Annotated in this window: 13 protein-coding genes; 12 read left to right on the top strand and 1 reads right to left on the bottom strand. The window is 74.5% G+C overall.

Annotated features, from left to right (window positions below):
• The 5 genes from ACZ6ZT_RS24470 to ACZ6ZT_RS24450 form a co-directional block, all read left to right on the top strand.
• Positions 1-134 (top strand): carboxyl transferase domain-containing protein (locus tag ACZ6ZT_RS24470; protein ID WP_469722020.1); only part of this gene is annotated, 134 nt, incomplete at its 5' end.
• Between the two features lie 94 nt (positions 135-228).
• Complete coding sequence (speB, locus tag ACZ6ZT_RS24465; RefSeq protein WP_469722006.1) at positions 229-1,218, top strand: agmatinase; 990 nt, start codon at positions 229-231, stop codon at positions 1,216-1,218.
• A 367-nt stretch (positions 1,219-1,585) separates the two neighbouring features.
• Positions 1,586-2,410, top strand: a complete 825-nt coding sequence (locus ACZ6ZT_RS24460) for an inositol monophosphatase family protein (protein ID WP_469722005.1) — start codon at positions 1,586-1,588, stop codon at positions 2,408-2,410.
• A 73-nt stretch (positions 2,411-2,483) separates the two neighbouring features.
• A complete protein-coding gene (locus ACZ6ZT_RS24455; protein WP_469722004.1) occupies positions 2,484-3,902 on the top strand; it encodes a phytoene desaturase family protein in 1,419 nt (472 codons plus the stop codon).
• Complete coding sequence (locus ACZ6ZT_RS24450; RefSeq protein WP_469722003.1) at positions 3,902-4,441, top strand: O-acetyl-ADP-ribose deacetylase; 540 nt, start codon at positions 3,902-3,904, stop codon at positions 4,439-4,441. Before ACZ6ZT_RS24455 ends, ACZ6ZT_RS24450 begins: the two co-directional genes overlap by 1 nt.
• Positions 4,442-4,445: 4 nt before the next feature.
• Here the strand turns inward: ACZ6ZT_RS24450 and ACZ6ZT_RS24445 are convergent, their stop codons facing one another.
• On the bottom strand, positions 4,446-4,934 hold the full coding sequence (locus tag ACZ6ZT_RS24445) for an Lrp/AsnC family transcriptional regulator (protein ID WP_469722002.1): 489 nt from the start codon (positions 4,932-4,934) through the stop codon (positions 4,446-4,448).
• Between the two features lie 188 nt (positions 4,935-5,122).
• Between ACZ6ZT_RS24445 and ACZ6ZT_RS24440 the strand changes: the two genes are divergently transcribed.
• From ACZ6ZT_RS24440 to ACZ6ZT_RS24410, 7 genes are all read left to right on the top strand, one after another.
• Entirely contained in the window at positions 5,123-6,139 is a 1,017-nt protein-coding gene (locus tag ACZ6ZT_RS24440) for a DMT family transporter (protein ID WP_469722001.1), read from the top strand.
• Positions 6,132-7,319, top strand: a complete 1,188-nt coding sequence (locus ACZ6ZT_RS24435; protein WP_469722000.1) for an aromatic amino acid transaminase — start codon at positions 6,132-6,134, stop codon at positions 7,317-7,319. Before ACZ6ZT_RS24440 ends, ACZ6ZT_RS24435 begins: the two co-directional genes overlap by 8 nt.
• Before the next feature lie 138 nt (positions 7,320-7,457).
• Positions 7,458-8,048: a BTB/POZ domain-containing protein gene (locus ACZ6ZT_RS24430; protein WP_469721999.1), complete on the top strand. Its 591-nt coding sequence runs from the start codon at positions 7,458-7,460 to the stop codon at positions 8,046-8,048.
• Complete coding sequence (locus tag ACZ6ZT_RS24425; RefSeq protein WP_469721998.1) at positions 8,045-9,265, top strand: MAB_1171c family putative transporter; 1,221 nt, start codon at positions 8,045-8,047, stop codon at positions 9,263-9,265. Before ACZ6ZT_RS24430 ends, ACZ6ZT_RS24425 begins: the two co-directional genes overlap by 4 nt.
• Positions 9,262-10,185: a DNA-binding protein gene (locus ACZ6ZT_RS24420; RefSeq protein WP_469721997.1), complete on the top strand. Its 924-nt coding sequence runs from the start codon at positions 9,262-9,264 to the stop codon at positions 10,183-10,185. Before ACZ6ZT_RS24425 ends, ACZ6ZT_RS24420 begins: the two co-directional genes overlap by 4 nt.
• Positions 10,186-10,312: 127 nt before the next feature.
• Positions 10,313-10,789, top strand: a complete 477-nt coding sequence (locus ACZ6ZT_RS24415; protein ID WP_469721996.1) for a DUF3574 domain-containing protein — start codon at positions 10,313-10,315, stop codon at positions 10,787-10,789.
• 138 nt (positions 10,790-10,927) lie between these two features.
• The gene (locus ACZ6ZT_RS24410; protein ID WP_469721995.1) at positions 10,928-12,985 is read left to right on the top strand and encodes a SpoIIE family protein phosphatase; all 2,058 of its coding nucleotides are present in this window, start codon (positions 10,928-10,930) and stop codon (positions 12,983-12,985) included.
• Positions 12,986-13,082: the final 97 nt, after the last annotated feature.

Here is a 13,082-nt window from a genome sequence, read left to right as displayed (position 1 = left end):
CGGCCGAACGCGGCCTCGTGGACGACGTCATCGACCCCGCCGAGACCCGCGAGGTGCTCGTGAGCGCCCTCGCGATGCTCCGCACCAAGCACGCCGACCTGCCGTCCCGCAAGCACGGCAACCCGCCCCAGTAGACCGGCGGGCCGGGCGCGCCCGGCGCCCCCACCCCTCCAGGGCCCGGCGGCCGTGCGCCGGGCCGCCGTACCCCGGAAAGGCACAGACCCCACCATGACCGCCCAGCCCAACGGACCGACCCCGCCGCTGCCGCCGACCGAGACCGACCGGACGCTGCACTTCGCCGGTCAGGCCACGTTCGGCCGCGTCCCCCGCATCGACCAGGTGGAGAAGGCGGACATCGCCGTGGTCGGGGTCCCGTTCGACGGCGGTGTCACCTACCGTCCCGGAGCCCGCTTCGGCGGCAACGCCATCCGCGAGGCCTCCCGCACCCTGCGCCCCTACAACCCGGCGCAGGACGTGTACCCCTTCCACTACAGCCAGGTCGCGGACGCCGGTGACATCAGCGCCAACCCGTTCGACGCGAACGAGGCGGTGGAGACGATCGAGGCCGCCGCCGACGAACTGCTCTCCACTGGCGCCCGGCTGATGACCCTGGGCGGCGACCACACCATCGCGCTGCCGCTGCTGCGTTCGGTGGCGAAGAAGCACGGACCGGTGGCGGTCCTCCACTTCGACGCCCACCTGGACACCTGGGACGACTACTTCGGCCAGCAGTACACCCACGGAATGCCGTTCCGCCGGGCCGTGGAGGAGGGCGTCATCGACACCTCCGCCCTCTGCCACGTCGGGACGCGCGGCCCGATCTACGGCAAGAAGGACCTGGACGACGACGCCAAGCTCGGCTTCGGCATCGTGACGTCGGCGGACGTCATGCGGCGCGGGGTGGACGAGATCGCGCAGCAGCTGCGCGAGCGGGTCGGCGACCGGCCCCTGTACATCTCCATCGACATCGACGTGCTGGACCCGGCGCACGCCCCCGGCACCGGCACGCCGGAGGCCGGCGGAATGACCTCTCGGGAGCTGCTGGAGATCCTGCGCGGCCTCGCCGACTGCCACCTGGTTTCCGCCGACATCGTGGAGGTCGCCCCGGCGTACGACCACGCGGGGATTACCTCGGTGGCCGCGTCGCACGCCGCCTACGAGCTGATCACCATCATGTCGAAGCAGATAGCCCCGGTCCGCTGGGGAATGGCGAAGTAAACGCCGTATGAGGGCCGGCGTGTTCACGTATCACGCCGGCCCGTTCGCGTGCCTTTGCATTGCCTTAACAAAAGCGGGATATCGAGGCAGCCTTGAATGCCGGAGCGGTCACGCAATCGGGCGCGCAAAAGTGCCCGGTGGCGCCCGGTGTCCCAGAATCACCTGACGCGGGTGCTCCCGTCATCATTCTGTTCATAGAGTTCACGGGACCGCGGACGAGCCTTCCGAATAAGTTAAGAAACTTTATTTACAGTGTCAAGGCGCGACGGCCCGCCCACGGGTCTGTTCACCTGGGAGTCACCTTGTGTCTGCCGGACGGACAGGGCCGGGGGTGGGGCCGGTCGGCCCGGCGTGCTTTGCTGGAACCATGATCGATGACTTTTCGGCCCTTGACCCGTCCGCCGTGGAAGAGGCCGTCCGCGAGGCGGCGGCGCTGGAGATCATGCCGAGGTTCCGGCAGCTCGCCGCGCACGAGGTCGACCAGAAGAGCGGCCCGCACGACCTGGTGACCATCGCCGACCGGCAGGCCGAGGAGCACCTGACGGCCGCGCTGACGAAGCTGCTGCCCGGCTCGGCGGTGGTCGGCGAGGAGGCCGTCCACGCCGACCCCAACGTCTACGCCGCGCTGCGCGCCGACGCGCCCGTCTGGATCGTCGACCCCGTCGACGGCACCCGCCAGTTCGTGGCCGGCGACCCCGGCTTCTGCACGCTGGTGGCGCTCGCCCACCGCGGGGAGATCCTCGCCTCCTGGACCTTCGCCCCGGCCCTGGACGAGCTGGCCACCGCCGTGCGCGGGCAGGGCGCGTACGTGAACGGCCAGCGGATCCACACCGGTTCGCCGGAGCCCGGCGCCGCGCTGCGGGTGGCGATGGCCCACCCCCTCTACACGTCCGAGGAGGACAAGCGGACCCTGACCCGGCTCGACGTGCCCGGCATCGCCGCCCGGCCCTGCGGCTCGGCGGGCCTGGAGTACCTGAAGGTGGCCCGCGGCGAGATGGACGCCCTGGCCTTCACCTGGCCCTCGGCCTGGGACCACGCGGCCGGACTGCTGCTGGTCGCCGAGGCGGGCGGCGCCCAGTCCACCGTCGACGGGGTCCCCTTCCGCGTGGACCGCGACAACGCCCTGCCCTTCGCCGTGGGCCGGGACGAGCCCACCATGGAGCGGATCCGCGGACTGCTGCGGGGCGCGTAGCCGCGCGCCCCCCCGGCGGGGCGGGCGCCATATCCTTGGGGGCGCAGGCCACCACCGGACGAAGGAGCTGTCAGTGTCGTCGATTCTCGACGCAGTCGTGGTGGGGGCGGGGCCCAACGGCCTGACGGCCGCGGTCGAACTGGCCCGGCGGGGCTGCTCCGTTGCCGTGTTCGAGGCGGCGGACGGCATCGGCGGCGGCGCCCGCACCGAGGAGCTGACCCTCCCCGGCTTCCGCCACGACCCCTGCTCGGCGGTACACCCGCTGGGCGTCGGCTCCCCGGTCTTCGCGACCATGCCGCTGGCCCGCCACGGCCTGGAGTGGCTGCACGCGCCGCTGCCGATGGCCCACCCCTTCGACGACGGCACCGCCGCGGTCCTCGCCCGCTCGGTCTCCGAGACCGCGGCCTCCTTCGGGCCCCGCGACGCGGGCGCCTACCGCCGCCTGGTCCAGCCGTACCTCGGCAAGTGGGACACCCTCGCCCGGGACTTCATGTCCCTGCCGAACACCGCCCTGCCCCGCGACCCGCTCACCCTGGCCCGCTTCGGCCTGGCCGGGCTGCCCCCGTCCACCTGGCTGCTGCGCCGCTTCCGCGACGACCGGGCGCGCGCCCTGTTCGCCGGTCTCGTGGCGCACGCCATCGCCCCGCTCGGCGGGATCGGCACCGGCGCGGTCGGCCTCGTCTTCGCGCTGGCCGCGCACGCCGGCGGCTGGCCGATGCCGCGCGGCGGCTCCCAGTCGATCTCCGACGCGCTCGCCGGGTACCTGGCGGAACTCGGCGGCAGCGTGCACACCGGCTTCGAGGTCAAGCGCCTCGACGATCTGCCGCCCGCCCGCGCGTACGTCTTCGACACCTCCCCGACCGCCCTCGCGCGGATCGCCCGCCTCGGCCGCGCCTACGACGGGTACCGGTACGGAGCCTCCGTCTTCAAGCTGGACTACGCGCTGGACGGGCCGGTGCCGTGGACCGCCGAGGCCCCGCGCCGGGCCGGCACCGTCCAGATCGGGCCCGGCAGCCGGGACATCGACGCCGCCCTCCAGCTGGCGTCCAGCGGCCGCGCGCCCCGTACCCCCTTCCTGATCACCGCCCAGCCCAGCCTGGCCGACCCCGGCCGCGCCCCCGCCGGCAAGCACGTCTTCTGGGCGTACGGGCACGTCCCCGCCGGCTGGGACGGCGACCTCACCGAGGCCGTCGAACGCCAGCTGGAACGCTTCGCCCCGGGCTTCCGCGACCTGGTGCTGGCCCGCGCCACCGCCGGGCCGCCGCAGCTCGCCGCCCGGAACCCGAACTACGTCGGCGGGGACATCGCCTGCGGCGCCGCCTCCGGACTCCAGCTGCTGCTGCGCCCGAAGCTCACCCTGTCCCCGTACACCACGGCCCACCCGGCCGTCTTCCTCTGCTCCTCGGCGACCCCGCCGGGCCCGGGCGTCCACGGGATGTCCGGCCACAACGCCGCCAAGGCGGTCTGGCGGCACCTGCGAAAGGCTTCCTGATGGTCCGCATCACCCTCGTCCGGGGCGACATCACCGCCGAGCCGGCCGACGCGATCGTCAACGCGGCGAACTCCTCCCTGCTGGGCGGCGGCGGAGTCGACGGCGCCATCCACCGGCGCGGCGGCCCGGAGATCCTCGCCGCCTGCGAGGACCTGCGCCGCTCCCACTACGGCAAGGGCCTGCCCACCGGCGGCGCGGTCGCCACCACGGCCGGCCGGCTCCCCGCGGAGCACGTCATCCACACCGTCGGCCCGGTCTGGTCGCGGGAGGAGGACCGCTCGGCCCTCCTCGCCTCCTGCTACCGCGAGTCGCTGCGGGTCGCCGACGCACTGGGGGCGCGTACGGTCGCCTTCCCCGCCATCTCGACCGGCGTCTACGGCTGGCCCCTGGACGACGGGGCCCGCATCGCCGTCGAGACGGTCCGGGCGGCGGACACCGCCGTCGGGGAGGTCCGCTTCGTGCTCTTCGACGACACGGCGTACGAGGCCTTCGCGGCGGCCGTCGAACAGACCGGCGCCGAGCCCGGCCCGGCCGCCTGAGCGCTCAAGCCCGCCGGGAGCCGCCCGGCGGCCGCGGCCGCGGGTAGGTACGGGACTGCTTCACGCTGCCGTACGCGAAGCTGGACTCGATCGCGGCGATCCCCGGGATGGCGTGGACCCGGTCGCGCACCAGGGACTCGTACGCCTCCAGGTCCTCGATGACGACCCGCAGCAGGTAGTCGCTGCTGCCCGCCATCAGGTAGCAGTCCTGGATGTGCTCGATGACCGCGACGTGCTCCTCGAAGGCGGCCACCGCCTCCGCGGTGTGCCGCTCCAGGCGGATGCGGACGAAGACCGTGACCGGCAGCCCGAAGGCGACCTGGTCGACCATCGCCGTGTACCCGCGGATCAGGCCCGCCTCCTCCAGCCGCCGGACCCGGCGCAGACAGGGGGAGGGGGACAGACGCACCCGGTCGGCGAGGTCCTGGTTGGACAGCCGGCCGTCCGCCTGAAGCTCCCGGATGATCTGGAGGTCGACCGCGTCCATGGCCATGTCCGCGCCGCTCCTCGACTGGTTCCCGGCGCCCGACGGCGTCGCGTGGCAGATCCTGCCCCAAACGTACGTCCGAGCGGCAGAACTGGCAATCGGCTGCCCCGGCCGAAGCCCTAGCGTTGCGGGTGGCCGGACGGCCGGGCCGGAGCGGTCCGCTCGGTCCGGCTCCCGGAAGCTGGAGACTCACCTTGGTCGCGACGCACACCACCCCGGCGCCCCCGCCTCCCGACGAGGCCGGGCCGTGCGCCGAAGCCCCCGGCGGGCCCGGGCCCGCCCCCCGCTTCCGGCTCTCCCCGCAGGCCCAGGGCATGGCGGCGCTGCTCGTCACGGTGGCCGTCTGGGCCGGCTTCGCGCTCAGCGCCCGCGCCCTGAGCTCCTCCACCCTGCTGCCCGCCGACGCGGCCCTGCTGCGCTTCGGGGTGCCCCTCGTCGTCCTGCTCCCCGCCCTGTGGAAGCGGCGGCGGACCATCGCCGCCGTCCGGCCGGGCCCCGCCGCGAAGATCGTCTGCGGCGCCGGGGTGCCGTTCTTCCTCGCGGCCATGCACGGCGGCGCCCTCACCTCGGCGGCCTTCGTCGGCTCGATCGTCCCCGGGATGGTCCCCCTCTTCGTCGCCGCGCTGATGACCGCCCGGGGCCGCGGCATGCCCCGGGGCACCCAGGCCGGCGGGCTCGCCCTGATCGCCCTCGGGGTGGCCGCCCTCGTCTGGCGCTACGTCGTCCCCGTCGACGCCGCCGTGCTGGAGGGCGCCGGGACCCTGCTCGTGGCCAGCGGCCTGTGGGCCCTGTACACCGTCGGGCTGCGCGAGGTCGGCCTCGACCCCGTCGGCTCGATCTGCCTGCTCTGCCTGCCCTCCTTCGCCGTGATCGGGCTGCTGACGCTGACCGGGGTGCTGCCGAGCGGCCTCGCCCACGCGGCGGGCTCGGACATCGCGCTGTTCCTCGTCGTGCAGGGGCTCGGCGTCGGGCTGTGCGCCGGACTGCTGTACGCCTTCGCCATCCGCCGGCTCGGCGCCGAGCGCAGCTCCGTCGTCGGCAGCCTCAGCCCCGTCGCCGTCGTCCTGCTCGCCGTGCCCGTGCTGGGCGAGTCCCCGACCCCCGCCGTGCTGATCGGCGTCCCCCTCATCACCGTCGGCGTGGTCCTCGCCCACCGCCATCCCGCCGCCGCCCGTCCGCTTCCCCGCCCCGAGGTTCCCGCAGATGCTTGAGCTCCTTCCCCCGCCGCCCACCGACCCGCTGTGGGACCTGACGTACGAGTTCGGTTCCGACGAGCGCGCCGAACGGCTCAACCTGGTCCTCGGCGTCTACCGCGACCCCGCCGGCCGCACCCCGGTCATGGCCGCCGTCCGGCAGGCCGAGATCCGGCTCGCCGAGCGTTCGGAGTCCAAGGAGTACCGGGGCCTGTCCGGCAACGCCGCCTTCAACCGGGCCCTGCTCGGCATGGTGCTGGGCCCCGGGCGGGGGGACGGGCGGGCGGCGGCCGTCCAGACCGTCGCGGGCTCCGGCGCGCTGCGCCTGCTCGCCGACCTGATCTGCCGGACCCGGCCGGGCACCACGGTGTGGGTCAGCGACCCGGCGTACGTCAACCACCGGCCCATCCTGGAGGCCGCCGGGCTGCGCGTGCGCACCTTCGGCTGGTGCGACGCCGAGGGCGGCTTCGACTCCGCCGGGGTGCTGGAGGCGCTCGGGCGGGCACGGCGCGACGACGTCGTCCTGCTCCAGGGCTGCTGCCACAACCCCACCGGGGCCGACCCGTCCGCCGCCGACTGGGCCGCGCTGGCCGCGCTGGCCGTCCGGGACGGCTGGGTTCCGTTCGTCGACCTCGCCTACCACGGGCTCGGCGACGGGCTGGAGGCCGACCTCGCGGGCACGCGCCTGCTGGCCGCGCGGGTGCCGGAGCTGTTCGTCGCCGTGAGCTGCTCGAAGAATTTCGGCCTCTACAGCGACCGCACCGGCTGCGCCATCGTCCTCGGCGCGGACGGTCGTTCGGCGCGGCACGCCGAGACGGCCCTGCAGAACGCCGCCCGCACCCTCTACTCGATGCCGCCCGAGCACGGCGCCGCCGTCGTGACGACGGTCCTGGAGGACGCGGACCTGCGGGCGCTCTGGCGCTCCGAACTGGACGTCATGCGCGGCCGGATCGAAGCCAACCGGACGGACCTGACGGCCCGGCTGGCCGCTTCCGGTCACGAGGCGGCGGCCCGCTCGCTGGCCCGCCAGCGCGGGATGTTCTCCATGCTTCCGCTCAGTTCGCGGGAAATGCTCCGGCTGCGCCGGGAACACGCGATATACGGAACCACCTCCGGCCGCATCAACATCGCGGGCGTTCCCGCCGACCGGGTCCCCTGCCTCGCCCGCGGCATCGCGGCGGTCCTCGCGGCACGCTGAGCGTTCCGGCCGTCCGGCCGCCGCAGGACCGCCGGGCGGCCTGATGGCCGGATAGAACGTGCGTCGGACGGACGTCAGTTGGCGGTATGGCATCATGGCCGCGTTGTCCGACCGCTGGGTTCGCCGGAGGACTGAGGGATGAAGTTACCTGGCTCCGCGCTACCGCTGTCGGAGGACAGGCGGCTCAGACGCCGCCTCAAGAAGGTCCGTCAGACCTGCGAGGCCCTGCTCGAAGAGTGGGGCATGGAACACGGCTGCGGGATGGACGAACTCCTGCGCCGCGTCAGCGAACGCCGCGAGCGGCCCATCCACGTCATGGCGACGCCCTTCCCCGAACGCCACCTGTTCGGGATCTGGCTGAAGATGGACGACTTCGACGTCATCGTGTTCGAGCAGGCGGCCACGCCTTCCCACAAAGAGCACATCATCGCGCACGAACTCGCGCACATCGCCTTCGACCACAGCGGCTCCGTACGCCTGGACCAGAACGGTCCGGCGGACCCGGCCCGGCTGCTCCCGGACGTCGAACCGGAAGCCGTACGCAGCATGCTCATGCGCTCCCGCTACAGCGACGACGAGGAGCAGGAGGCCGAGACGATGGCCTCCCTCATCCTCGCGCGCGCCGCGAAGCGCTGGACCGAACCGGCCTGGGGCGTCCCCGACGAGGCCGCGGAGATCGTGGCCCGGATCGAGAGCGGGCTCGGCCGGCCCGACCAGGGGACCGTGTGATCTACACGGTCCTCGCCTGGGTCTGCGCCTTCGTGGGCCTCGCGGCCTTCGGCTACCGGCTGCCCGACCTGCTGCGCCGCCGCCGCGACGTGGCCCTGTGGGCGCTGTGCACCTACTTCCTCTGCTCCGGGATCAGCTTCCTCGTCGACCTGGACCAGCTGCGGCTGCACATCTCCGCCTTCCTCGGGCTGCCCAACATCACCTCGCTGATCACCCAGTCCGCGGTGGTCGTGCTCACCGCCGCCCAGCAGGTCGTCCTCGTCTACTGGTCGGCGCCGCCGGCCGAGGCCCCGCGCATGGCGCGCCGCCGCGTGCTCGGCTTCGGCGCCGCGCTCGCCGTCCTGGTGGTCTCGTCCTTCTACGTCGGCCCCGTGGCGCACTCGGAGACGGCCACCTCCACGATCCTGCTCAGCATCCAGCACGGCGGATACGCCCTCTACATGACCTTCTACCTGCTGGTCTGCGCCGTGGGGCAGTTCGAGACGGTACGGCTGTCGCTGCGCTTCACCGCGATGGTCAACCGCCAGTGGCTCCAGGTCGGCATGCGCACGGTCACCGTCGGCGCCGCCCTGATCCTCGTCTACTGCGTCACCCGGGGCATCCAGATCGCCGGCACCCGGCTGCACTTCGCCGCGGACGCCCTCGACCCGGTGCAGTGGACGAGCGGCAGCGTCGGCGCCCTGCTGCAGATCGCCGGCTGGACCATCCCCTCGTGGGGCATCCACCTCACCCGGGCCCGCGGCTGGCTCCGCAGCTACCGCTCCTACCTGCGGCTGCGGCCCCTGTGGTGGGCGCTCTACCAGGCGTCGCCCGACATCGCCCTGGACCCGCCGCGGTCCTGGCTCGGCGACCTGGTCCCGCCGCGCGACCCCCAGTACAGCCTCTACCGGCGCGTCATCGAGATACGCGACGGCCAGCTGATCCTGCGCACCGCGCTCTCGATGGCGGAGTTCACCCGCGTCGCCCGCTCCCTGGACCTGCCCGAGGATCCCACCACCCCCCTCGGCGAGGCGCTCCAGGTCCGGGCGGTGCTGAGTCGGCCCGCCGAGGAGCGGGCCGAGCGGGCCGAACGCGCCGACGCCGAGTCCGACATCCCGGCGCGGCCGCCGTACGAGGACTTCCGCGACGAGGTGGAATGGCTGACCCGGGTGGCGGCCTCCTTCGACGCCCTCGGCCAGAGCCGCCCCGGGCCGGTCGGCGCCGGCCTGCTGTCATGACGCCGCCCGGACACCCCGGCGGGGCGCCGCCGCCCCCGCCCGTCTCACCGGCGGCCGTCCTGGCCGAGGTGGCCCACCTGGTGGCCCTCGACACCGAGCGGGGGGCGAGCGCCGCCGTGCCCGCCGTACGGGAGGCCGCGCGGCGGATCCCGGAGCTGTCGGCCGACCCGGCGGCGCTGACCGGCGAGGACACCGACCGGCTCGCGGCCCTCGCCGAACTGAGCGAGGTCATCGGCTGGATCCTCTTCGACGCCGGCCGCTACCGCACCGCCCACCGGATGAACGCCCGGGCCCTGGCCCTCGCCCGGCTGTGCGGGGACCGCTGGACGGCCCGGCTGGTCCTGCTCAACCACAGCATGCTCACCGCCCACATGGGCCGCCCGCGCGCCGCCCTGCGCAGCGCCGACCGGGTGAGCGGTCCGCGCCCGCTGCCCGCCCGGGTCGCGAGCCTGGTCCTGGTGCGTCGCGCGCACGCCACCGCCCTGCTCGGGGCGCGCCGGGAGCCCCTGGAGCTGATCGCCCGGGCCCGCAGCCGCTTCCTGGACGGCCTCTCGCGCCGCGACCCGCACTGGGCGTGGTGGATCGACGAGACCGAGCTGCTCGGCCACCACGGCTGGGTACAGGCCCGGCTGCGCCGCTGGGACCGGGCCATCCCGCTGCTGTACGAGGCCGCCACCGCGCCGGGGCCCGCGTACCGGCACCTGTTCACCGCCGAGCTGCTGGCCGCGCTGGCCGGGGCCGGGGCGTGGCGGGAGGCGGAGGAGCTGATCGCGGAACTGGCGCCCCGCGCGGCGGGCATCGGCTCGGTCCGCACCACCGAGACGCTCGCCCGGACGGCGACGGGCCTGCGCCGCGGGACGCGGGCTCCGGACCGGGTGCGGGACGCGGCGGCCTTCCTGCTGGAGTCGCTGCCCGCCTGACCCCGCGCGCCCGCCGGCCAGCCCGCGCCGCCCCGGCCCCGGCCAGGCGCGCGCCCACGACCCCCACGCCCGGCACCACACACCACACCTCACACCTCACAGCCACGACAGACAGGACGACGACACCATGCGACCCATCCGCATCTCGACGCCCGCGGCCGCCTTCCTGGCCGCCGCGGCCCTCCTCTTCGCCCTGGGCGGACCCGCCTCCGAGGCCGCCTTCGGCACCCGCACCGCCACCGCGGCGAGCGAGGAGAACGTCGCCGATCAGGGCAGCGCGTACATCTCGACGCACCTCTACTTCGGCACCGGGCGGCACAACGGCAACCCGCCGATCACCGAGGAGGAGTTCGCGAAGTTCGTCGCCGACGTGATCACCCCCCGTTTCCCCTCGGGGCTCACCCTCCAGGACGCCCGCGGCCAGTGGCGCGACAAGGACGGCGACATCAACCGCGAGAGATCGTACGAGCTCACCGTGATGTACCCGGTGCGCGAGGCCCGGGCCCGCAACGCCGACATCGAGTACATCCGCGCCCTCTACTGCAAGACCTGGGAACTGGAGTCGGTGGGCCGCGCCGACATGCGCGCGCAGGTCGACTTCTGAGCCTGCCGGGCCCCGGGCGGGCGCCGGGCCGGGGCGTGGCGCGCCCCGGTTCCGCGCCCGTCGGCGCAGCGCCCCGGACCGAGCCCTCGGCTAGGGTGAACCGGTAGGAATCGGACCCCCCGGGGTGAGGTCGGTGCATTGGACACGTACCAGTCGACGAGCGAGGTGCCCGATCCGCCGGTGGCGGCCGTCGGGTACGCCGGCGTGCTGCGCGAGCTGCTGCCCCTCGCCCTGTGGAGGGAGGACGCGGACGGCCGTGTCGTCGAGTGGTCGCTGGCCGCCCAGGACCTGCTCGGCCACCGCCCCGAGGACATCCTCGGCCGCCCCGGCACCGCCGTCCTCGTCCCCGACGCCAACCGCGACCTCGCCGACGACCTGACCCGCCGCGTCCAGGCCGGGGAAACCGTCGTCGGCACCCTGCCCGTGCGCCACCGCGACGGACACCAGGTGGCCATGGAGATGTGGATCGTGCCCGCCGCCGACCCACAGGGCCGCACGGGCGCCCTGCTCATCGCCGTCGAGACCTCCGAGGTCCTGCACATGCGGGACTCCCTCGCCGCCCTCCAGAGCCTCTTCACCCAGTCCCCGATAGGCCTCGCCACCCTCAGCACCGACCTGCGCTTCCTGCGCGTCAACGACGCCCTCGCCCGGATGAACGGCGTCCCCGCCGCCGACCACCTCGGCAAACGCCTCACCGAGGTCGTCCCCGGCGTCAACGCCGCCGCCCTGGAGGCCACGATGCGCCGGGTCCTGGAGCGCGGGAAGGCCGTCGTCGACATCCGCCGCACCGGCCGCACCCCCTCCGACCCCGACCACGACCACACCTGGTCATGCTCCTACGCCCCGCTCCTCGACGGCGGCGGCCGCCCCCTCGGCCTGATCGCCTCCCTGATCGACATCACCGAGGGCGAGCGGGCCCTGCTGGAGGCCGAACGGGCCCGCGCCCGCTTCGCCCTCCTCGCCGAGGCCGGCACCCGCATCGGCACCACCCTCGACCTGCGCCAGACCGCCGAGGAGATCGTCGGCGTGCTCGTACCGCAGCTCGCGGACTCGGCCGACGTACAGCTCCTCGAATCCGTCCTCGAACCGGACGAGGCGGGCGCCTCCGGCCACGGCCTGCTGCGCCGCATCGCCGCCGCCTTCCCCGACCCCTTCGCCCCCACCGCCCGCCTCAAGGCCGGCCAGACCCTGCGGATCCCGCCCGGGACGGCGTACGAACGGGTCATCGCCGACGGCGTCCCGATGAACCTCTTCCGCGCGGACATCCCCGCCCTGGTCACCGACCCCCGCGCCGGCGACCTGCGCGCCTACCTCGCCACCCTCGGCTGCGCCCGCATGGTGCCGCTGGTCGCCCGCGGCACGGTCCTCGGCGCCGTCGCCGTGACCCGGCTGCGCGGCCGCGAACCCTTCGACGACCAGGACTGCGTCCTCATCGACGAACTCGTCGCCCGCGCCGCCCTCAACATCGACAACGCCCGGATGTACACCACCCAGCGCCGGGCCGCCCTCACCCTCCAGCGCAGCCTCACCAACAGCGCCCTGCCGCAGGTGCCCGGCCTCGAACTCACCGGCCGCTACCTGCCCGCCAGCGACCACGACGTCGGCGGCGACTGGTTCGACGTCATCCAGCTGCCCCGCGGCCGCACCGGCCTGGTCATCGGGGACGTGATGGGCCACGGCATCCACGCCGCCGCCGTCATGGGACAGCTGCGCACCGCCGTGCGCACCCTGGCCCGCCACGACGTACCGCCCGAACGGATGCTCCTCTCCCTGGACGCCGTCGTCGCGGACCTCGGCGAGGACGAGATGGCCACCTGCGTCTACGCCGTCCACGACCCGGCGGCCGGCGGCTTCCTCGTCGCCCGGGCCGGACACCCGCCGCCCGCCGTGGCCGGCCCGGACGGCACCGTCACCTTCCTGCACGGCCCGCCCGGCACCCCGCTGGGCACCGGCGGCCGGGACTTCCACACCGAGGAGATCGCCCTGCCGCCGGGCGGCCTGCTCGCCCTCTACACGGACGGACTGATCGAAGCCCGCGACCGGGACCTCGACGAGGGCATGGGACGCCTCGCGGGGGCGCTGGGGCAGGCCGCCCAGCCGCTGGAGGAGCTGTGCGAGGGCATCCTGGCCCAGCTGCTGCCCGCCGCCCCCCAGGACGACGTGGCGGTCCTGCTGGCCCGCACCCGCCCGTGCTGACCTGACCCGCGCCCGCGCCGCTGCACGGGCTGACCGGCGCACGCCACCGTTGCCCCGGCTGACCCCCGCCCGCCGGCCGAGCCGCCCCACGACGGCC

Source organism: Streptomyces sp. NPDC102258, assembly GCF_055584685.1.
This window is presented reverse-complemented; position numbering and strand designations above follow the sequence as displayed.